A 21,884-nucleotide genomic window follows, 5' to 3' on the forward strand; every position below is an offset into this window, starting at 1 on the left:
GTGACTTTGAATAACTGGCGGGACCAGGCTCTGGCACTGGCCGGAATTTTTCAATCCGCAACACTGGTAGAGCGTTTGGCCAAAACGGGCACCGCTCCCCAGGCCCAATTGGAAACCGGGGTGTATAGCCTCTTCCAGCTCAACCCAGATCGCACCGAAGATGTGTTTGCCGGTGCAGAAAAGCTGCTGCCTGGCTTACAGGTTTCAAGGCAGTTACTGCAATCGCGGCAACACCCCGAATACACAGACTGCCTGCGCTACGCACTCTCGGTGCTCTATCTGCAGCGGCAATTAAGCAAGAAAGGAGAGTTGCTTTCCATTATTGGCAGCCGCCTCGAAAAAGCCAAGACTCAGGCGGAGCACTTCGCCCCCACTCACGAGAATGTATTTTCCAATCTCGCCAGCATCTACAGCGATACTCTCGGTACTTTCCGCTTCCGCATCCAGGTTCTGGGGGATTTCAATTTCCTGCAGCAACAGCGTGTCGCCAACCAGATCCGCTCCATGCTGTTTGCCGGTATTCGTTCAGCCACGCTGTGGCGACAATTGGGTGGCAGACGCCTGCACCTTCTGTTTCAACGCAAAAAACTATTGCGTGCGACCGACGAGCTGATCGCACAGATCGAATCTATAAAAAACTAATCCCGGAGATTTACTATGACAGTTGAGCTTTCCGCACTCACAGCGGTATCCCCTATTGATGGTCGCTACGAGAGCAAGACTGCCCCCCTACGTGAAATTTTCAGTGAATACGGCCTGATTCGCGCCCGTGTTGAAGTGGAAGTGCGCTGGCTTCAGAAACTCTCCGCACACTCGGAAATTGCTGAGGTAGAACAGTTCGACGAAGCTGCCAACCAATTGCTTGATAACATTGTGGCCAACTTTTCCCTGGAAGATGCTGGGCGTATCAAGGAAATTGAGCGCACCACCAACCACGACGTGAAAGCGGTTGAATACTTCCTCAAAGAAAAAATCAGCGGCAATGCACAGCTGGCAAAAGTAAGCGAATTCGTTCACTTCGCCTGCACCTCCGAGGACATCAACAACCTGTCCCACGCCCTGATGCTGCGCGCTGGCCGAGATAACTTCATGCTGCCCGCAATGAATGAACTGGTAGAGAAAATCGCTAAACTCGCCCAGGACTTCGCCGATGTGCCTATGCTATCCCGCACCCACGGCCAAACCGCCAGCCCCACGACTGTGGGTAAGGAGCTCGCCAACGTGGTTGCGCGCCTGCGCCGCCAGGTAGCCCAGGTAGAGGCCGTACCACTGCTGGGTAAAATCAACGGTGCTGTGGGCAACTACAATGCTCACCTGTCTGCTTACCCAACTATCGACTGGGAAAAGAACGCGGAAGAGTTCATCTCCTCTCTCGGCCTGACCTGGAACCCCTACACCACCCAGATCGAACCCCACGACTATATTGCCGAACTGTTCGATGCCATTGCGCGCTTTAACACTATCCTGATCGACTTTGACCGCGATATCTGGGGCTATATCTCCCTTGGCTACTTCAAGCAGAAAGTCGTTGCCGGAGAAGTGGGCTCCTCCACCATGCCGCACAAGGTCAACCCTATCGACTTCGAAAACTCCGAAGGCAACCTGGGCCTGGCCAATGCCGTATTCCAGCACCTGGCCGCGAAATTGCCGGTCTCCCGCTGGCAGCGCGACCTGACCGACTCCACTGTACTGCGCAATATGGGCGTGGGCGCCGGTTACTCCGCCATTGCTTATGCCGCCACTATGAAGGGACTGGGCAAACTGGAGATCAACCGTGAACGCCTGGCGGAAGACCTGGATAATTCCTGGGAAGTTCTGGCCGAGCCGATCCAGACTGTTATGCGCCGCTACAACATCGAAGAGCCTTACGAGAAGCTGAAGGCCCTTACTCGCGGCCAGGGTATTACCCGCGAAACTTTAAAGGTGTTTATCGAGAACCTGGAAATTCCTGCAGAAGCCAAAAGCGCACTATTGGAAATGACCCCAGCATCCTATATCGGTAATGCTATCGAGCAAGCCCGCAAAATTTAAGTGAGCACTGCTTCCGGCCACCTCTCCGTGGCCGGAAGCTTTTTCAAACCGCTTATGATCACTCTACTCTGCAGGGCTGTAACTTCACGCTAAGTTACATCCAATCGCAGACCTGAGAACATTTCCCCAGCCCAACTAACAGTGAGAGTTACCGTGGCAAGCCCCCTTACCCATCTCGGCGATATGCCAATTGAAGTTTTTATGCGCGATTATTGGCAGCAAAAACCCCTGCTGATCCGCAATGCCTTCCCCAACTTCGAATCGCCCATTTCAGGGGAAGAGCTTGCAGGCATGGCACTGGAGGAAGCGGTCGAATCGCGCCTGGTGCTGGAAAACGGTGAGAGCGGGCCCTGGGAGCTACGCACTGGCCCTTTCACTGAAGAAGACTTCCTCACCCTACCCCGCACTCACTGGACATTACTTGTACAAGCAGTAGACCAGTGGCTCTCGGAAGTGGCCGAACTAAAAGAGTCCTTCCGCTTTATCCCAGACTGGCGCTTAGATGACGTCATGATTAGTTACGCGGCCGACCAGGGGAGTGTCGGACCTCATTACGACCACTACGATGTCTTTCTGCTCCAGGCCGAAGGCAAGCGCCTTTGGCAGCAGGGAGTAAAAGTAGATGAAACCAGCCCACGTCTGGAAGGCACGCCCCTCAATATCTTGAAAGAGTTCAATGCAGAAAACAGCTGGGTGCTAGAACCCGGTGATATGCTCTATCTTCCTCCACAATATAGCCACTGGGGTATCGCCGAGGGCGGCTGCACCACGATTTCCATTGGCTTCCGAGCACCCTCTGCTTCAGTCATACTGGAAGACCTCGCCGCCGAAGTAGCCATGGGTCTACCGGACAGCCTGCGTTATACCGATGCCGGCATGGAACCGGCAAAATGCCCAGCAGAAGTAGATTCTGAGTCAGTAGCTTGTTTGCAACAACAGCTCATCGAGTGGCTGAAGCAACCAGAAAAGATCACACAGTGGTTTGGCGCTGTAATGACTGAAGCAAAATACCCTGATACTGTCGCATTAGATGCAGATGAAGCTTCAGACTGGCGTGAGCAAATGCCTAAAGGGGCACAGCTAGTACTAAACCCCGCATCGCGAGCAGCCTTCTGTCGAGAGCCCGCCACGTTATTTGTCGATGGTGAGGCTCTCTCCGCACCACTCACATTTGCCCAGCAGTTTGCCGAGTCCCATGAAATCTCCTGGGACGATATTGAGGCCTTCCCTGAAATCGCAAGCAATGATGGGCTCATCGATCAGCTGGTAGCCCAGGGCACACTAATTTATCCCCCTGAGGATTTCTGAAATGGCCGTACTGGTACGCCCTGCTGACTGGCAAAAAGAGCAAGAAAGCATTCGAGCTATCCGCGAAGCCGTGTTTGTGCAAGAACAGAAAGTACCCGCAGACTTGGAATGGGATAACCTGGAGGAAAGTTCGCAACATTTCCTGGTTTTCAATGAGGGTGTCGCTGTAGGGACCGGGCGCCTCTGTAAAAATGGCAAAGTTGGCAGAATGGCGATCAAGCAATCTGCTCGAGGCCTTGGAATTGGGGCCCAATTACTAAACAGCATTTGTGACTTTGCCAAGCAGCGGGGCTTACTCAATATCTACCTGCATGCACAACAACACGCTCAGGGTTTTTATACCAGAGGTGGCTTTAGTCCCGAGGGAGAGATCTTTTATGAAGCGGGTATCCCCCATATCAAGATGGTGCGGCAGTTAAACTAAGCTGGAATGAAAAATGCCGGCATGGAAATGCATGCCGGCCATCCTCCATCCAAACCACCATAAACAAAATACCCTCTTCACTGTTCAGGTAGATCCCATCCGTTCCCCCATCACCTAACTAACATTTTCTGTAGATGTGGCTAGCGGGAATATAAATTCATATGATAACGGTTTTGTAAGTGTATTCTTTTATACTATTCCTTTATTTACTTGCTATAACTGAGACCGAACAGGCTGCCCATCATTTGGACACAGCCCCTTTTTCCTGACTTCCTGTTAGCTCGGACTAATATCAGAGGGCCTGGAAATCGAATAAGGAGGTGCTCAACCAACCATGCCCAAGACACTGCTCCTTAAAAATGCCGAAATCCTGGTAACCATGGACTCAGAAAGGCGTGAAATTACCGACGGGGGTATTTATGCTGAGGACGGAATAATTACTGCTGTAGGGCAGTCCAAAGACCTGCCCAGGAATGCGGATACGATTATAGATGCCCGCGGGCAGATAGCCCTCCCCGGGATGGTGAACACTCATCACCACTTAAATCAGACGTTGACCCGTAACCTGCCTGCCACCCAAAACATGAACCTGTTTGCTTGGTTGCAGCTCCACTACCCCATTTGGACCCGTATAAACCCTGAGGCTTCCCGTACCAGCGCCCTGATTGGTTTAGGTGAGCTTGTGCTCTCTGGTTGCACGACGGTGTTTGACCACTCTTATCTATTCAAAAGTGGCAACAAAGTAGATATTCATATTGAAGCCGCCAAAGATTTGGGAGTGAGATTTCATGCTAGTCGCGGCTCTATGTCCTTAGGGAGATCCAAAGGGGGCTTGCCTCCAGATGAGAGCGTCGAGGATGAAGAATTTATTCTCCAGGACAGCATTCGTGTCATAGATCGCTATCACGATGCAAATTACGGCGCCCTAACCCGAATCGTTTTAGCCCCCTGCTCCCCATTTAATGTTTCAGAAAACTTGCTCAAGGAAACCGCTCAGCTGGCCCGAGATAAGGGGGTCATGCTGCACACACACATCTGCGAAACATTTGATGAAGAACGCCATACACTTGAACGGTTTGGCAAGCGACCTTTGGAATGGATGGAAGAAGCCGAATGGCTAGGCCCCGATGTTTGGTTTGCTCATGCCGTACATGTCGATGCCTTGGAAGTGAATGCTTTGGCTCGCATGGGGTGTGGTATTTCACACTGCCCAAGCTCTAATATGCGTCTTTCTTCGGGAATTGCGCCAGTCAAAGATTATATTGCCGCTGGCATAAAAGTGGGTCTTGGCGTTGATGGCTCCGCCAGTAATGACGCCTCCAATATGCTTCTCGAAACCCGCCAAGCCATGCTGCTTTCAAGGTTGAGAATGGGACTTCGCCCCCCAGAAGGGCCACACCGTTACGCCCAACTCCCTCAATCCCACCCACTGCGTTCCTCAGAATGGATGACAGCTCGAGAAGCCTTGGAACTTGCCACCCTTGGAGGTGCAAGGGTTCTTAATCGCACTGATATCGGTGCGCTAGAGGTCGGGCGCTGCGCAGATTTTTTTACACTGGAGCTCAATACTATTCAATACGCGGGAGCCCTTTCAGACCCTGTCGCCGCCGTAGTCTTTTGCGCTCCACAGTCTGCGAAAACAGTGGTTATTCACGGCCGCCAGATAGTTAGTAATGGAGAGATTATTTCAATTGATATGGCCCCTGTCATTCGTGAGCATAATAATTGGAGCAGAAAGCTTCTGAGAGATGGCTGATATGCACAGAGCTGGGGCTAGATTGGAAGGAAAGCAGAGATACCTTCCCTGGAGTATTGCAGTCCTCCTTTTTTCAAGCAGTATCGTGCTCTCAGTTTTCTTTGCATTACTATCCCCCAACATTGTCACCCAGCTAGAACTTGATCACAGTGAAATAGGTATTTTAGGCGGCAGCTCTTTTATCGCTTACTCACTTGGTCAACTCCTACTGGGATCAAAACTAGGCGCTTTCAGCCCAAAAAAACTTCTGAGCCTAACGGCTTTACTAGCCTCATGTGGCTGTATCATTTTTGCAAGTAGCTCCAGTTTTTTGTGGGCGTTAGTCGGTCAAATCTTAACTGCATTTGGCCTGTCGTGTAGTTTTATAGGAGTTATCTATATTATCGAGAGAGATTTACCGGATCACTTCTCCCTTTTAAGCGCATTAAGCCAGGGGTTAGCAAACTTTAGTGCGGCTTTTTTATCAATACTGTTCGGGTTAACTGCAAGTATCACCTCGTTTCGGGACCTATATTATTTTGCTGGCGCTTTTCTTATTACTTTGGCAGCGGCGATATATCTATTTGTTGGCAGCAACCCCAAAATCAGCAATGAAAAAAATGCTCCTGCCTTACCACTCATTACTCAACTTAGGGTTTGTTTTACGTCTTTACAATTCTGGGCAGCATTAATTTTTTATGCCTGCCTCTACGGTAGCATGCTCGCTTACTCCGACTTGTGGAATGTGCAGTTCCAGGTAGATTTTTTTGACGAAACCGCACAGCAAGGGACTTTTAGCAACACAATGACTCTGATAGGGGTAATCTTTGGGAGCCTCACAGTTGGCGTCTGGGCGCAACATAGAAATGACTATATTGTACCCGCAAGAACGTATAGCCTAATTGCATTGGCAATCACATTGATCTTACTATTGATTAATCTCTCCATCTCATGGAGTTTAGGAGCCAACTTTATTCTTGGAGTTGGACTCAGCGGATCTATTCTGGCATTTTCAGTAATCCAGGCTCAATTACCAAAATCTACTCACACCCTGGCAACTGCGCTGGTAGTTACTGCCGGATTTATTTTTGGTGGGCTATTACAGGCGCTTGTAGGCCTATCACTTGAAGCCAATCAACAGCTTGGACTAATAGATAGAATAACCGAGCACCTTAATTTTTTACCTAAAGGCAGTACTAAATTCCTAAATTATCAGTCTGCTTTTCAGTTGGTAGGTATCGTTATCTGTATTGGGTTTTTTAGCAGCTTATTCTTTCATAAGGAAAAATAGCCCCGGCAAAATTCAACAATAAGCTCCAGAGGCTATTTCATTATCTATAAGCGATTTATCCTAACAAAATACATTAAAAATCAATTAGGGTTTTTACCTCTATTTAGTTATCGTTATAGTTGTTGGAAGCGGCCTAGTAATCGCCCTATTCGCCCTCCCATGTATAAGGCCGTATGATAATCAAGCTCGTGAACGGCTCCCTCACTCTCAAGAACAGCAACAAGTCCCGACTGGCACCCACTCCTATTTCGCCCCTCGGCATCCTGGCTTGGCACAATATCTAAAGGTACCCACAACATACCCATCTGAGAGGCAAATATCTGTAAAGTGCTAATCGTATTGAGTTGATCCCCACTAAAGTTACTACCGATGGTAAAGCCCGCAGATAACTTATCAACCCACCCACGCCCACTATAGCGTTCACTGGCTGCGTCCATGAAAGCCTTAAACTGAGCTGAAACCGATCCCATAAAGGTTGGCGAACCAAGTACAATTCCATCACATTGGTCCAAACGAAGCATCAATTCAGGATTGTGATAGCGCCCTTGAATAATGTGAGCGCCCTCAATCGCAAATGCTCCCCCTTCACAACCTGGATTACTATTGATCCCATCTACAATGGCTTCAGCTAAAGTCCTTGTGCTGCCACAAACAGAATGGTATACAACGCCCACTTTGATCATGATACGGCCTGATCGATATTCGCAATAGAGTGATCATAACTCTCAGACGATGTTGCAACCTTGAAGAGATTTGCCAGCTTTTTGTCGGCGCCTGCGTCCCTCGGAGCCTCGATCCCAAACACCTCTAAAAGCGTTTTACGTATCTCTTCGACATTGGCCAGCATAATGACAGTTTTTGGCCCCGCAATTGGCTGATAACTTAATTGGCGATCCAATAAAGCATGGCGACCTTCTGGGAATGCCCGTGTAGCAATTAAATGCTCAACGAAACGAGATTCTGGGTGTGTACAACAAAACCAGTTGGCGATCTTATAATCACCTGCAGTACGTGGACGTAAATCAAAGCTATACATTGGCTGCCAGGAATCAGCGACCTTTACTTCCAATAAGCAGTCTTCATCAGACAATGTCAAGCGATAGGTGCCGTGTGGCGTGCTCTGTGGATCAGATACATCCAAGCGTATTGGAGCAGTAAGGGTATTACTACCAAAACCAGCATCTAACAGGTAATGCACCTGGCCGACTTCCACAAGCAAAATCATATGCGATTGTGCAGGCTGATGGCCTGGTGGTGTCTGCCAGAGAACGCGTGCAGCAAGCCCGGTTACCGTAAATCCAATCTGCTGCAACACAGCACGTAGCAAGGCATTTTGCTCAAAACAATAGCCTCCACGCTTTTGATTCACTAGCTTTTGCTCAATCGCAGCTAGATCAATATTCACGGGACTGCCTAGAAAGGACGTTACATTTTCAAATGGCAGGGTACGAATATGCTGGGTAAGGATGCTCTTCAGGGTATCCAGATCCAGAGAAGGCTTATTATAGTAACCGATCCGCTCAAAGTATTTTTGTAAATCTATATTGTGTGTGCTTTCTGTCATTTGCCTCTAATCCTCCTGGCCAATCAACAATAGGAGCAGTCTAATACCTAAACCTTGGTTTAGGTCAAGATTTCAGAGTGGCAGTTGAACAATTCTATACGGCCCTCTCAATTTCCAGTCTCTTGTAGAGCTTTCCGACGAGAAATTTCCTCTACTCAATAGATCATCCCCCCTCTTTATAGTTTTACCCTCCCTCAACATCTCACGTGATTCTACCCTAAGTTCTTTGCACAACAAGAGAGATAGCAATGAAGAACAAGAGAACAAGCATGTTAGGGCAAAACACAATAAACATTCTTTTGACTGGAGGACTCATTTTTTTAGGGATCTACATTAGCCAAAAAGAACCCACAACAATGTTTGAAGAGATATCCGTTAAGCGACTAAACATTGTTGAAAACAACGGATTAAACCGCATGGTTCTTGCAAACTCTGAGAAAGCCCCAGGTGCGGAAAAATTTGGTAAGGAAGTATTCCGGCCAAAATCAGCCAGACCAGGGATGATTTTTTACAATGATGAAGGAACAGAAAATGGAGGCTTCATATTTCGAGGAAAAAAGGATGGCGATACTGTAAATCATGGACTGCATCTATCTTTCGACAGGTACAATCAAGACCAAACATTAATGATACAGCATATTGAAAGCGATGACCGAATGGTCACAGGATTGACGGTGATTGATCGACCTGATGAAGATATGGATTTTGAGCTAACTAAGGAACTTATTGCAGCACAAGAGAATAATGACCAAGAAAAAGTTGCACGAATATCTAATAAATACAAAGAAGAAAAATTAAACGGTACACGTAGAGCTTTTTATGGCACCCTAAACGGGGATTCTAAGCTTCAACTTCATGACCCGGAAGGTAACAAACGTATTCAATTGATTGTTACAAAATCTGGAGAGGCAAAATTGGAGTTTCTAGACATTAATGGAAATGTTATTATGAGACTCCCTAGTGAGCAAATATAGTAGCATTAAATAAATAATGAATAAGACAATCATTGTTATTCTGACATTATGCCTTTCTTTTTTGATTGTCTTATTCTCGGCCATAAGCCAAACAGGACCAAGTGAACCTTTTGTCATTCATTACGACGCCCCTTTTTGGATAGCTGCACAGTGCTTTTGCGCTCAGTGGCTTACAGTTAAAATCTATAACAAACTCACAACGAGATACAACAGTACCAATATTCCACCTAAGCTATACACCAAGGTGTTTATGCTTAGCAGTATATTATTCGTTGCCCTGCTCACAATTATAACAACACTGATCGAATTAGTTTTTGACCTACAAAAAATAGATAAACCTCATGTACTATTATCAATAACAACTCTTTTTCTATTGCACGCCATTAATGGCGGAGCTGTAATCTCATTGAAACTAATTGAGAATCTTAACCAGCAGAAACTGGCCCTAGAAAGAGCAGATAAAGCTTTAACCCAAAGTAAACTCAAACAAATCAAACAGCAACTGGACCCTCACTTTCTATTTAACAATCTAAACATATTATCAGGGTTAATAAGCTCTAAACCAGAGATTGCCGATCTCCACATTGAAACTTTCTCAGATATCTACCGATACATCCTAGATTGCCAAGACCTCGAAAAAATATGCCTTTCAGAGGAAATCTCTTTTGCTACCAATTATATTTATCTGCTAAATCTACGTTTTGCAAATGCTTATAAATTAAATATTGATTGTAGCAAAAAGGAAATATTGCAGCATATGACTCTGCCATGCTCCCTACAGCTAGCATTAGAAAATGTTATCAAACATAACAAAGGCGACCTGGAGAACCCTTTAACAATCCAAATAGAGGTTAGCGAATCGTGGCTTGATATTACCAATAAAATTCGGCCAAAATTACATCCTCCTCTATCAAAAGGTCTCGGATTGACTAATTTAAAGACAAGAGCAAGCGCTATACTGGGCAAGCCAATAGAGATAATCCAAACCACTGAAGAGTTTAAACTTCGTATCCCAGTTGTTCACGATTAGCACATAAAGACAATGAATATTTTAATCATAGAAGATGAACCAATTGCTGCTGAGAAGCTATCTAACTATATAATAAAGTACAATCCAAAAGCTCACATTCAGGGCCCTCTGGATACAATTGCAAAAGTTCAAGAATTTTTTTCTGGGGAAGAATTTATTGACCTTATTTTCTCTGATATTGAGCTTCTAGATGGCCCGTCATTTATAGCCTTGGAACAGTTAAATTTACCTTGCCCAGTAATTTATACTACCGCTTACAACACTTACTGGATGCAAGCTTTTCAAAACATGGGGATTGAATATTTACTCAAACCTTATTCATATAAGAGATTTATTGAGGCCATGTTTGCTTTTGAACAACTTAAAGAAGCCTTTTCGCCAGCAAGCGAGGAGCAATTACACATAACTAACCGTCAAAGCTACAGACGTAGATTCCTTCTAAGAAAAAGGCTCGGCATGGAAGTTTTACAGGTAGATGATATCGTTTGCCTAAGAGCAAATAAAGGCATTATCATGGCATATGACAACAGAGGGAACTGTCATTCTCTAGTACAGCAGTCTGTTACGGACATTGAAACTCAGTTGAACCCTCAGGATTTTTTTCGTATTAATCGTAGCGATATAATTAATATCCACAGTATTCAACGTTTCGAAAATTATAGCAAGGATACATTAGCCATTTATCTTGCAGGTGTAGACGAGCCGCTAATTACCAGTAAAACAAGAAGTCCCAAATTTCGACAATGGCTAGATAATTAATCTTCTAAGTCTATCTTGCTCTAATCCAAGAGCTTATCCCAATAGTGGGTCCGCCGAAGCATATCCTCTATGGTTTCTTCTGGTAATAGCTCCAAAGGAGTTAACCCGTCCACTATCTGCCATCCGCCTCCAAGAGAGAGGTAAACCTGAACCAGGTTTGCTGCCACGGCACCCTGAGCAACCACTAAAATATCTTGTTGCGCAAGGTTGGAGACCATGGTTGTAAGAACTGTATTGTATTGTATTTGCCCATCAATATATTGAGTTAAAGATAGGTTAACCGCTTCCTCTGAAGCCATAGCAGCTATATTGTAAAAATATTGCTGCTCTTGGGATTTAAGATAAGCAACAATTGCATTTTCAACATCCACTTGCGCCTGCAGAACCACCTGCTGATAATCCGAGACTAGCTGCTGAAAGGTCGCATCCTGCAAGCGTACATTGTTACGCAATCGTCCATAGTTAAAAACATTCCATTCAAAATCAACAAATAGATCCCAAGCATCGCTTCTACCATTTAGCTGCCCTCCCCTAATATCAATTGCGCCAATCAATCCACCAATTGAAAAGTTTGGGTAAAGCTCTGCGCGTGCAACACCAATCAGCTCTCCCTGAGCAGCGAGGAGGCGTTCGGCCTGACGGATGTCTGGACGCTGTCGCAGGAGATCCTGCGGCATACCTACCGCTATAATTGAGGGGACATGTGGTACTGTTGGAGACACAGAAAGAATGTCATTAAGACTATGAGGCGGCATGCCCAACAATATCGAAAGGGTATTTTTGAATTGCTGCAGCGCTATTTCCAACCCTGGCACAGTAGCCTCGGTATTACTCAATAAGGTTTGCGCCTGCTCAGCATCCAAGGCGCTCACCTCTCCTGCATGGAATTTTACTTCTGCAATTCTTAGACCCTCTTGCTGAATACGAATATTCTCTCTGGCCACTTCAAGACGCCGCTTGATAGTGCGGATATTGATATATGTCTGAGCCACCTGTGCAATAATCGAAACGAGCAAACCATCATATTCGGCCATACTAGCCTCAAAGTCCGCGGCAGCAGAGTTGACCAACCTCCTTAGCTGCCCCCACATATCCAGCTCCCATGTCAAATTGAAATTGAGGTAATATTCGGTCTGTAAGTTACCGGTTATGCCTGAGCGAACATATTTAGATCGATCTACCAAGCCCTCAATTTGCTGTATCTGTGGGTATTGATTACCGACTGCAATTGCGAGGAGTTGCTGCGCTTGTAAAGCCCTCAGGGCGGCAGACCTTAGTTCCAGGTTATTTTCTATCGCCTGGGCTACCAAATCATCCAAAATGGGGTCTGCAAAGGCCGACTGCCACCAATAGGGATTCACTGCTTCTAGACTGTCCAAACTCTTATTATTTTGATAAATCCAAGAGTCTTCAACTGTAACTGGCGGAGGCAAATAGTCTGGCCCCAACATGCAGCCATTACCAACAAACATGGTAAGTACACCTAGAACTACAGGCTGGCGTAGGTTTATTGAGCTTAACCAACTAAGGAGTTTGCGCCGTATCATCTTGTTCGGCGCTCGCAGTACCACTCATAACCAGTACTGAGCTAGTGAAACCAACCCGCAGCTCAACCGAGGTGGGGATTTCGGTCAGATGAACTCTCACGGGTATCCGCTGTGCTAATCGTATCCATTCAAACGTTGGATCTACCCTTGGTAGTAAATCATTGCCAGCGGTTCCATCTGTTTGGGCTATTCCCCAGCCAATACTTTCCACATAACCATGGAGCGGCCTGTATGGATAGGCCATCAAAGTCACTATGGCCTGATCACCTGGAGAAATACGACGGATGAATGTTTCCCGAAAATACCCCTCCACCCGATAAGTACTAACGTCTACTATGGACAGGGCCGGTTGATTCGCAACCGCTTGATCACCAAAACGGAAATCGAGGTTCGTTACATAGCCGGAAACCGGTGCGGTAACCGTAGTGTATTCCAGATTAAGCTCTGCCTGACGCACTAAAGCAAGAGCCGCACGCACGCCTGGATTATCTATTCCCAGTGCGCCTAGTTGAGCTCGGGCCTGGGCCAATTCAGCCTGTGACTGCTCTAGAGAAGCCAAAGACTTGGCAAGTCTCGCTTCTGCTCCAGCACGATATTCCACAGACGACTCAAACTCTGCCTGAGCAGCCTGAAGGGATCTCACCGAAGTGGCACGCTGAGGAAGCAATTCCTGTTGACGCTTATATTCCGCCCTGGCCTTTGTAATCTCTGCATCAAGTGCATTGATATTACTTTGGGCCTGATCTATGGCCGCTGAGGATTCTCGCAACCGGGCTTCATAGGCAAGAATATTTTCCCTTTGGGCATTATATGTATCTATGGCCTCCTCATATTGCGCTTTTGCTTCAGCAAGTGCCGCCTCATAGATTCTCGGATCAATTTGAAATAGGAGCTCTCCTGCTTTGATAAATTGATTATCCCTAATCGGTAGCTTAACTACTTGGCCAGAAACCCTGGGGGTAATCTGGATAATATCAGCCTGAACCGTTCCATCTCTTGTCCATGGATTGTTAAGGTACCTCCAAAACTGCAAAACCAATAACAAAACGGCAATTAAAACCAAGCTGCCCGTGAGAATATATTTACTATATTTTTTCATACTTATATCCCCACAAATACTACCCCAAAGAAAACAGAGTAAATAACACTCAATGAGATAATGACAACAGGAGGATTTGCAAAATACCTAGAGAGTCGATAACGATCTAGAAGTCTGGCAGTAAGAAGTGCAGCAAGCACACCGAGCAAGCCTGAAACCAATATAGGTGAAAGGTAAAATCCACCTACAGAAACATCATGCGGTATCTTTTCCATTCACAGACCTGGTTAAATCACAAGAATCGCTCTTCACAAAACCGCTCCCAGTCCAATGACTCTGACAAATGAAATAATTCAGCCAAATAGTTATTGATACAGTGGGTAACCCCTAAGAAATATAAAAAATTGGACACACCCTCCTTGGATTTTGCACTATATGCGCCCATCTCCATAAGCTCATTTACATCGACATTTGCCCGATGAAATATCCTTCGATATCCCCGCCGCAACGAATCAATATGAACCTCTCTTTTCTTACCGGATAAATAAAAAAGTATCTTCCCAGCCAGACACCTCCAAATAAAGGCTTCACGCATCATCCTCTTTGGAGCTACAAACTTCATTTTACTTTTATCTATTCCGTATAAAATTTTCACCTGATTTGCAATCAACATCAGCAGGCTAATTACCCTCTCCATCTGATATCTAGACATACCCTTAATACGGTTCTTATCAATACCATCCATCCAATAGAGAATGCTTTTATATGCAATAAAAACAATGTTAATGTGGTAAAGTATATATAGCCGATAAAGAATTGATCGCCTTCTAGCTTCAGGGATATCGCCCTGCAATATTAAGCAGGCAGCGCTATTGAGAAGCCTGTCCACATTTTTTTTAAAGTTCCTCTCAGGATGTGAGGAAAATGGTATATTTCTGGAAATCGCCAGAATACAAAATATAATAGCCAGAACGAAAACATAGTTTGTATACACAACAAAACTATATGTTTGGTAGTCATTAAAATTGAATATAATCTGTGGGAAAATAAGTACCAGTGTTCTTATCATCGACTGTGTGCCGAATGCTCGATTAGCCAGATAGCAGACAATAAAGGTCCAAATGAATATCATTAACCCCAGCGAGTAAAATCCCTGCAACTTTGGCATCACAAAGAAGTATAAAGGCGCCGACATTAAACAAACCAATATTGTGTAGATGCATGTCTCAAACAACCTGATTTGAGGGCTCACTGCGGCAATAATTGCTATTACTGTAATTAATAGAACAACCAATAAACCTCCTATCATACCCGGGACGAATAGGTATGACAGATAAGCAATCCAAATACCTACAAGTACACGAACCACATTCCCAAGCCTGTCTGGGTCAGGCATAAGTAGACCGAGCCAATAGCCGCCCCCTTCATCTGGGAACTTTAAATATGACCGGCCCATCTGCTGAATATCATTCGCAGAATCGATAAAAAATCGGGTTTCTACCGCTAGATCATTTAAAGATCGTCTCGTAATCGCCAAAGCGGCTGTCTGAAAGGTTGAAAGCTCTTTTATTTTTTCTACATCTCCCTGGATATTTCTTTCCACGGCTCTATCAGCGAGACCACCTCCACTCATTGCATGTTTTATTTGAGCGAAACGGTCTTGAATATCCTCTATGTACTCATCCACCCCAGAAAGATATTTGGATACACCCAGCTCACTAGATAAAGCCAAACTTTCCTCGAGTTTGAGTAATGACTGAGTGACTGCTGTTGCACGATGCCCAAAGTGATTCCACTGCTTACGACACTCCCAAATTTCATAGCTGTCGGAACTGGCATCATTAATGGCTGTATTAAGTCGCGTGTCAGTTTTAAGCAGTTCGACCCGTTTATCTGGACGAACCTCAACTTTTTCTTGCTTTTGGATTCGATCAAAACAACTTTCAGCAAAAAGTCGGTGCTTTTCAAGAAGTTCAGCAGATACTTTATCTAACTCATCTCGACTACAGTTTGGCCATATAAGAACCGCAATAAGACCGTAAACGACAATTCCCAGTAAAGATTCCTGTACACGTAAAATGCCTTCTTCATAGGAAATAGATAGGTCACCACCAGTCGCATCCCACAACAGTAGAATGACATAGCCACATGTAATCCAAAAATACTGATAACGGGATCTTTGTAGGAAATAGACGCAACTTGCAACCCAAAGAGAAAGGGCGATCATAAAAAGCCAACGATCTTGAGGAAACAAGGCGACGATTAACCATCCGCCCATTAGCGCAAAAAGTGTCCCCATGATCCACAAAATTGCCCGATTGAGAGACTGTCCGAGGTTGGCCTGACTACATACAATAACAGCGAACCCAGCCCAAAAAGGTTTCTCCCAATTAAGGCCCATAGCAATGGCATAAACAAAGACCAAAGCCGTCGCGAGTTTGAGCGACTCCTTTGCATTGCGAGATAACTGCAAGGCCCTCTCCGACTATATTTCCACCTCTTAACAACGCCTAAATTTTTCTTTGGCGCCGCAAAGTTTATTTATCAGATAATTGCGCTAGTTGCCGGGAAGAAGTATGGCATATAGGTAAGCGGACAAATAAAAGCTCAATACAGTTAAATAGAATAATTCAAACGTTCAATTAAATGTCAAAATGACATCAGTCATGAATTTTCATAGAGACACAAAACATAACTTGCTTATTTATAGAGAAACAACCTCGAGGACATTTAAACAACAATACCTGCGACTAACATTCAATTCATAACGGATATAACGTCATGTAGACCGAAACGTAAAAATTGATATGTAGGTGTTTAATTTTGATTGGTGAAGCTGAGCCAGGGTCTGTAAATAAAAGTGAAGCCAAAATAAATATCGAGAATTTTTCAGGGTTAAAAGGAAATAGTGAAATAGCTCACCCCAAACAAAAAAGGCCCCTTATGGGGCCCTTTGGAACTTTTGAGTTCTAGAATCAAGCATTCAAAGCTTTAAACTCGCGTCTACGGCGATGCAGAACCGGCTCTGTATAACCGTTTGGCTGAACACAGCCTTCAAAAACGAGTTCACAGGCGGCCTGGAAGGCAACGCTCTTATCGAAGTCTGGTGCCATATTATTGTAATTGGCATCATCCGCATTCTGGCGGTCAACAACTGCGGCCATGCGCTCCATGGTGTCGCGCACCTGTTTCTCTGTGACGATGCCGTGCTTGAGCCAGTTGGCAATATGTTGTGAAGAAATCCGCAGGGTCGCGCGGTCTTCCATCAGGCCGACATCATTAATGTCCGGCACCTTGGAACAGCCCACGCCCTGCTCTACCCAGCGCACTACATAGCCGAGGATACCTTGGGCATTATTGTCCAATTCCAGCTGGATCTCTTTAGCACTCCAGTTGGTGTCTTCGGCCACCGGTACGGTGAGAATATCTTCCAGCTTGGCGTGGTGGCGATGCTGAATTTCTTCCTGGCGGCGGTTCACATCTACCTTGTGATAGTGCAACGCGTGCAGAGTTGCCGCAGTAGGCGATGGCACCCAGGCAGTATTCGCACCGGCCATGGGGTGCGCGAGTTTTGCGTGCATCATGGCTGACATCTGATCTGGTATTGGCCACATGCCTTTACCAATTTGCGCTCTTCCCTTGAGGCCGCTATTGAGACCCACATCTACGTTCCACTCTTCGTAGGCGTTAATCCAGGTGGATTGCTTCATGTCGCCCTTGCGAATCATGGGACCAGCAAGCATGGAGGTGTGAATTTCATCTCCGGTGCGATCCAGGAAGCCGGTATTAATAAACACCACGCGCTCTTTGGCTTCCGCAATACAGGCTTTGAGGTTCACCGTAGTACGGCGCTCTTCATCCATAATGCCCATTTTCACGGTGTAACGCGGTAGGCCAAGGACATCCTCGATGCGATTAAACAACGTGTTGGCAAAAGCCACCTCTTCCGGGCCGTGCATCTTCGGTTTTACGATATAGATGCTACCTTCGCGGGAGTTCTTGATCTCGTTGTTGCCACGCAGATCATGTAAAGAAATCAGGCTGGTGACCATGCCATCGAGAATGCCTTCCGGAATTTCCTGGCCATCACCATATAAAACAGCATCGTTGGTCATGAGATGGCCAACGTTGCGCACAAACATCAAGCTGCGACCCGGTAAGGTCAATTGATTGCCATTCGGAGTGATATATTCACGGTCGGCATTAAGCTTGCGCTCAAATGACTTGCCACCTTTGCTGATGGTTTCCTTCAGGTCCCCTCGCATCAGACCAAGCCAGTTGCGATAAACCACAACCTTATCTTCCGCATCCACTGCTGCTACGGAGTCCTCACAGTCCATAATGGTGGTCAGCGCGGACTCCATAAGAACATCTTTAATACCCGCATCATCGGTTTTACCGATAGGGCTCTGACGATCTACCTGAATTTCAAAGTGCAGACCGTGCTGCTTGAGCAGAATACTGGAGGGCTCTTCGCTGTCGCCGCGGTAACCGGCAAACTGGGTGCCGTCTTTCAGGGTGGCAATATCGCCATTGGCTTGAACCACTTCCAGCAGAGAGCCGTTGATACGATATTGCACGGCTTCTTTGTGACTGCCGCAAGTTAATGGGGCGGATTGGTCGAGGAAGTTGCGCGCAAACTCAATAACTTTGGCGCCGCGCACCGAGTTGTACTCACTGCCCTTTTCCGCACCACCCTCTTCACTAATGACATCTGTGCCATAAAGAGCGTCGTAAAGGCTGCCCCAGCGAGCATTCGCGGCATTCAGGGCGTAGCGGGCGTTCATCACAGGCACTACCAACTGAGGGCCGGCGAGAGTGGCGATTTCCTCATCCACATTCTCAGTGGATGCACTGAATTCAGCGGGCTCATCCACCAGGTAGCCAATTTCTTTCAAAAATGACTGATAGCCATTCAGATCGCGGAAACCTTCCGGATTATCGGTGTACCAGCGGTCCAGGGTTTCCTGGAGTTCGTCGCGCTTTTCAAGCAGAGACCGATTCACTGGCGCCAGGTCGCGAACGATCGCATCGAGTCCAGCCCAGAACTTATCGGCATCGACCCCGGTTCCTGGAATCACCTCCTCGCAAACCAGGTTGTAAAGCTCTGGTGCGATTTGTAGATCACCGATTTGGACTCGTTCCGTCATACCCTGGGCCTCTCACTGATTGTTGGAATTACGGCATTCTAAACAGCCATTTCGGCATACCGCTAATTTATAGACACAATTTCCACTATTCATAGATCAAATTTTTATGAATGCGGCTGGCGCATGAAACCTTGCCTAGAGAACTGGATATTCACTCGCAAAGCGCATGCTTCCTTACTTACTGGTCACTTACAATGCCCGGCCAATATCCAGGATCAGGCGGCGTAACCAGCGGTGTGGCGCGCTTTGTTGTAACAAGGGACTCCAGGCCATTTTCAGCTCCAATGGAGGGATATCCAATGGCGGGTCCCGGCGCACTACCCTGGGATTGTCGTTGGCGAGCTGCGCCAAGCGTGTAGGCACGGTGACAATCAGGTCGCTCTGCTCAGCCAGTAACATAGCCACCTGATAATGGCGGGTAAATACCGAGATATCCCGCTTTTCCCCCAGCTTGCCGATAGCTTCATCTACCCAGCCCAGACGCTGTACGTCCTCCGGATTGACCCCCACACCTACGCCCATGCCGGTCTTGCTCACCCAGATATGCTGGGCCTTCAAATAACTCTGCAGATTGTAGTCTTCGAGAATTGGGTTATCTGCCCGCATCATGCAGGAAAAACTGTCGCGCCAGACAGTAGCCTGGTGGAAACTTTGGGGCATGCTGTCGAAGCGGTTGATCACCATATCCACTTTACCCTGCTCCACATCCACAAAGCTCACATCACTGGGCGTCATAATGTCCAGGCTGATACCGGGGGCATCATCGCGCAGCTTCTTGAGCAGGGGCGGAATCAATGTGGATTCCGCATAGTCACTGGCCATAATGCGGAAGGTACGACGGGTGTTGGCAGGATCGAAGTCTCGGTTGGGCTGAATCACACGGTCGATACTGGACAGTGCCTCGCGCACCATAGGCTGCAGCTCCAGGGCGCGCTCGGTGGGCATCATGCCTTCGCGGGTTCGCACCAACAGGGGGTCGTCAAAGAGTTCGCGCAGGCGCTTGAGGCCATTACTCATCGCGGGTTGGGACAACCCTAGATAGTTGGCCGCGCGGGTCACATTGCGCTCGCGCAACAGTACATCCAGGTATACCAGCAGGTTCAGGTCAGCTCTTTCCAGTTGCATACAACATTTGCCAGATCGATAGTGAAAATAAAATCAATAAATTAGGCAAATTATGCCACTCCTCCTAAGATACTCAACACCTAATCGCAGTCACCGTTTTAAGGAAACACTGTCATGTCCACTTACACTCAAGACATCGACGCGGTAGCTAAGCTCCGTGACAGCAAAAGCGGCACTTGGGACGCTATCAATCCCGAATCTGTTGCCCGTATGCGCGCCCAGAACAAATTCAAGAACGGCCTGGATATTGCCAAATACACTGCCAATATCATGCGTGCAGACATGGAGAACTACGACAAGGACAGCTCCAAGTACACCCAGTCTCTGGGCTGCTGGCACGGCTTCATCGGCCAACAGAAGATGATTTCTATTAAGAAGCACTTCGAAGGCAACACCGACCGTCGCTACTTGTACCTGTCCGGCTGGATGGTTGCCGCTCTGCGCAGTGAATTCGGTCCTCTGCCCGACCAGTCCATGCACGAGAAAACCTCTGTTGCACACCTGATCAACGAGCTGTACACCTTCCTGCGTCAAGCCGATGCCCGCGAACTGAACGACCTGTTCCGCGAGCTGGACGCCGCCCGTGAAGCTGGCGACAAAGAAGCCGAAAAAGCGGCTCAAGACAAGATCGACAACCACAAGACCCACGTTGTACCGATCATCGCCGACATCGACGCCGGTTTCGGTAATGCGGAAGCCACCTACCTGATGGCCAAGCAAATGATCGAAGCGGGTGCTTGCTGTATCCAGATCGAGAACCAGGTTTCCGATGAGAAGCAGTGTGGCCACCAGGACGGTAAAGTAACCGTTCCTCACGAAGACTTCCTGGCCAAGATCCGCGCAGTTCGCTACGCGTTCCTGGAGCTGGGCGTAGACAACGGTGTTATCGTTGCCCGTACCGACTCCCTGGGTGCTGGCCTGACCAAGCAGATCGCTGTGACCAAAGAGCCGGGCGACCTGGGCGACCAGTACAACTCTTTCCTGGACTGCGAAGAAATCGCACCTGCTGACCTGGCTAACGGCGACGTTGTAATCAACCGCGAAGGCAAGTTGCTGCGTCCTAAGCGCCTGGCTTCCAACCTGTTCCAGTTCCGCAAAGGCACCGGCGAAGCTCGCTGCATCCTGGACAGCATCACTTCTCTGCAGAACGGCGCTGACCTGATCTGGATCGAAACCGAGAAGCCTCACGTTCGCCAGATCGGCGGCATGATGGACGAAATCCGCAAGGTCGTTCCCGATGCGAAGCTGGTTTACAACAACAGCCCGTCCTTCAACTGGACCCTGAACTTCCGTCAGCAAGTGTTCGATGCGTGGGTCGAAGAAGGTAAAGATGTATCTGCTTACGACCGCGCCAACCTGATGAGCGCCGAGTATGACGACTCCGAGCTTTCTGCAGCTGCAGACGACAAGATCCGCACCTTCCAGGCCGACGCTGCCCGTGAAGCCGGTATCTTCCACCACCTGATCACCCTGCCGACTTACCACACTGCGGCCCTGTCTACCGACAACCTGGCCAAAGAGTACTTCGGTGAGCAAGGCATGCTGGGCTATGTAAAAGGCGTTCAGCGCAAAGAAATCCGTCAGGGTATCGCCTGCGTTAAGCACCAGAACATGGCCGGTTCCGACATCGGTGACGACCATAAAGAATACTTCGCTGGTGAAGCTGCCCTGAAAGCTTCTGGTAAAGACAACACCATGAACCAGTTCAGCTAAGACGCTCTTATACCTTTCAGGTAGATTCAAGGCGGCGCAAGCCGCCTTTTTCTTCAGGGATTTTCCGCTGGGTCCAATTGATCTAAGCAATGAATCCGCCGAAGAAGAACAGTTGTGCAAACTGCGCTTTTATATCTGCATTTAGAACTCGGGCCGCAATCGCGGCCCTTTTTTTATTCCCCGCCTTATTCCCT

At 47.3% G+C, this 21,884-nt stretch carries 19 protein-coding genes; 11 read left to right on the forward strand and 8 right to left on the reverse strand.

The window, feature by feature from the left end:
• Positions 1 to 6 precede the first annotated feature (6 nt).
• From hflD to ACXAFI_RS09750, 6 genes are all read left to right on the forward strand, one after another.
• Positions 7 to 642: a high frequency lysogenization protein HflD gene (gene hflD, locus ACXAFI_RS09725; RefSeq protein ID WP_152453442.1), complete on the forward strand. Its 636-nt coding sequence runs from the start codon at positions 7 to 9 to the stop codon at positions 640 to 642.
• A gap of 15 nt (positions 643 to 657) precedes the next feature.
• On the forward strand, positions 658 to 2,031 hold the full coding sequence (gene purB, locus ACXAFI_RS09730; protein WP_475108643.1) for an adenylosuccinate lyase: 1,374 nt from the start codon (positions 658 to 660) through the stop codon (positions 2,029 to 2,031).
• Between the two features lie 153 nt (positions 2,032 to 2,184).
• Positions 2,185 to 3,339, forward strand: a complete 1,155-nt coding sequence (locus tag ACXAFI_RS09735; RefSeq protein ID WP_444921993.1) for a JmjC domain-containing protein — start codon at positions 2,185 to 2,187, stop codon at positions 3,337 to 3,339.
• A 1-nt stretch (position 3,340) separates the two neighbouring features.
• A complete protein-coding gene (locus tag ACXAFI_RS09740; RefSeq protein ID WP_444921992.1) occupies positions 3,341 to 3,763 on the forward strand; it encodes a GNAT family N-acetyltransferase in 423 nt (140 codons plus the stop codon).
• Positions 3,764 to 4,097: 334 nt separating this feature from the next.
• Positions 4,098 to 5,519, forward strand: a complete 1,422-nt coding sequence (locus ACXAFI_RS09745) for an 8-oxoguanine deaminase (protein WP_444921991.1) — start codon at positions 4,098 to 4,100, stop codon at positions 5,517 to 5,519.
• On the forward strand, positions 5,512 to 6,789 hold the full coding sequence (locus tag ACXAFI_RS09750; protein ID WP_444921990.1) for an MFS transporter: 1,278 nt from the start codon (positions 5,512 to 5,514) through the stop codon (positions 6,787 to 6,789). Before ACXAFI_RS09745 ends, ACXAFI_RS09750 begins: the two co-directional genes overlap by 8 nt.
• Positions 6,790 to 6,902: 113 nt before the next feature.
• Here ACXAFI_RS09750 and ACXAFI_RS09755 read toward each other — a convergent pair whose 3' ends face one another.
• Both ACXAFI_RS09755 and ACXAFI_RS09760 read right to left on the reverse strand, forming a co-directional pair.
• Complete coding sequence (locus ACXAFI_RS09755) at positions 6,903 to 7,472, reverse strand: flavodoxin family protein (RefSeq protein WP_444921989.1); 570 nt, start codon at positions 7,470 to 7,472, stop codon at positions 6,903 to 6,905.
• Positions 7,469 to 8,353, reverse strand: a complete 885-nt coding sequence (locus ACXAFI_RS09760) for an arylamine N-acetyltransferase family protein (RefSeq protein WP_475108644.1) — start codon at positions 8,351 to 8,353, stop codon at positions 7,469 to 7,471. The genes ACXAFI_RS09755 and ACXAFI_RS09760 overlap by 4 nt, the downstream gene beginning before the upstream one ends.
• Positions 8,354 to 8,601: 248 nt before the next feature.
• Here ACXAFI_RS09760 and ACXAFI_RS09765 point away from each other — a divergent pair, with 248 nt between their 5' ends.
• The 3 genes from ACXAFI_RS09765 to ACXAFI_RS09775 are packed head-to-tail and all read left to right on the forward strand — an operon-like array spanning position 8,602 to position 11,116.
• A complete protein-coding gene (locus ACXAFI_RS09765) occupies positions 8,602 to 9,327 on the forward strand; it encodes a hypothetical protein (RefSeq protein ID WP_475108645.1) in 726 nt (241 codons plus the stop codon).
• 16 nt (positions 9,328 to 9,343) lie between these two features.
• Positions 9,344 to 10,357, forward strand: coding sequence for a sensor histidine kinase (locus ACXAFI_RS09770; RefSeq protein ID WP_475108646.1), 1,014 nt, complete (start codon positions 9,344 to 9,346; stop codon positions 10,355 to 10,357).
• A gap of 12 nt (positions 10,358 to 10,369) precedes the next feature.
• A complete protein-coding gene (locus tag ACXAFI_RS09775) occupies positions 10,370 to 11,116 on the forward strand; it encodes a LytR/AlgR family response regulator transcription factor (protein ID WP_475108647.1) in 747 nt (248 codons plus the stop codon).
• Between the two features lie 20 nt (positions 11,117 to 11,136).
• On the opposite strand, the gene ACXAFI_RS09780 is transcribed toward ACXAFI_RS09775, so the two are convergent.
• Genes ACXAFI_RS09780 through ACXAFI_RS09795 form a run of 4 tightly spaced genes read right to left on the reverse strand, consistent with a single transcriptional unit; the run spans position 11,137 to position 16,175 of the window.
• Complete coding sequence (locus ACXAFI_RS09780) at positions 11,137 to 12,588, reverse strand: efflux transporter outer membrane subunit (protein WP_475108648.1); 1,452 nt, start codon at positions 12,586 to 12,588, stop codon at positions 11,137 to 11,139.
• Between the two features lie 52 nt (positions 12,589 to 12,640).
• Complete coding sequence (locus tag ACXAFI_RS09785; RefSeq protein ID WP_475108649.1) at positions 12,641 to 13,762, reverse strand: HlyD family secretion protein; 1,122 nt, start codon at positions 13,760 to 13,762, stop codon at positions 12,641 to 12,643.
• Between the two features lie 2 nt (positions 13,763 to 13,764).
• On the reverse strand, positions 13,765 to 13,977 hold the full coding sequence (locus ACXAFI_RS09790) for a DUF1656 domain-containing protein (protein ID WP_475108650.1): 213 nt from the start codon (positions 13,975 to 13,977) through the stop codon (positions 13,765 to 13,767).
• 17 nt (positions 13,978 to 13,994) lie between these two features.
• The gene (locus ACXAFI_RS09795; RefSeq protein WP_475108651.1) at positions 13,995 to 16,175 is read right to left on the reverse strand and encodes an FUSC family protein; all 2,181 of its coding nucleotides are present in this window, start codon (positions 16,173 to 16,175) and stop codon (positions 13,995 to 13,997) included.
• Between the two features lie 350 nt (positions 16,176 to 16,525).
• On the opposite strand from ACXAFI_RS09795, the gene ACXAFI_RS09800 reads away from it, so the two are divergent.
• Positions 16,526 to 16,675 (forward strand): hypothetical protein, encoded by a 150-nt coding sequence (locus tag ACXAFI_RS09800; protein WP_475108652.1) that lies wholly within the window; start codon positions 16,526 to 16,528, stop codon positions 16,673 to 16,675.
• 2 nt (positions 16,676 to 16,677) lie between these two features.
• Here the strand turns inward: ACXAFI_RS09800 and ACXAFI_RS09805 are convergent, their stop codons facing one another.
• Together ACXAFI_RS09805 and ACXAFI_RS09810 are read right to left on the reverse strand one after the other, a co-directional pair.
• Positions 16,678 to 18,852, reverse strand: coding sequence for a malate synthase G (locus ACXAFI_RS09805; RefSeq protein WP_475108653.1), 2,175 nt, complete (start codon positions 18,850 to 18,852; stop codon positions 16,678 to 16,680).
• A 189-nt stretch (positions 18,853 to 19,041) separates the two neighbouring features.
• Entirely contained in the window at positions 19,042 to 19,977 is a 936-nt protein-coding gene (locus ACXAFI_RS09810; protein ID WP_152453419.1) for a LysR family transcriptional regulator, read from the reverse strand.
• Between the two features lie 114 nt (positions 19,978 to 20,091).
• Here ACXAFI_RS09810 and ACXAFI_RS09815 point away from each other — a divergent pair, with 114 nt between their 5' ends.
• Positions 20,092 to 21,690, forward strand: coding sequence for an isocitrate lyase (locus ACXAFI_RS09815; protein WP_444921982.1), 1,599 nt, complete (start codon positions 20,092 to 20,094; stop codon positions 21,688 to 21,690).
• Positions 21,691 to 21,884: the final 194 nt, after the last annotated feature.

The organism is Microbulbifer sp. ABH2_005 (assembly GCF_056160005.1).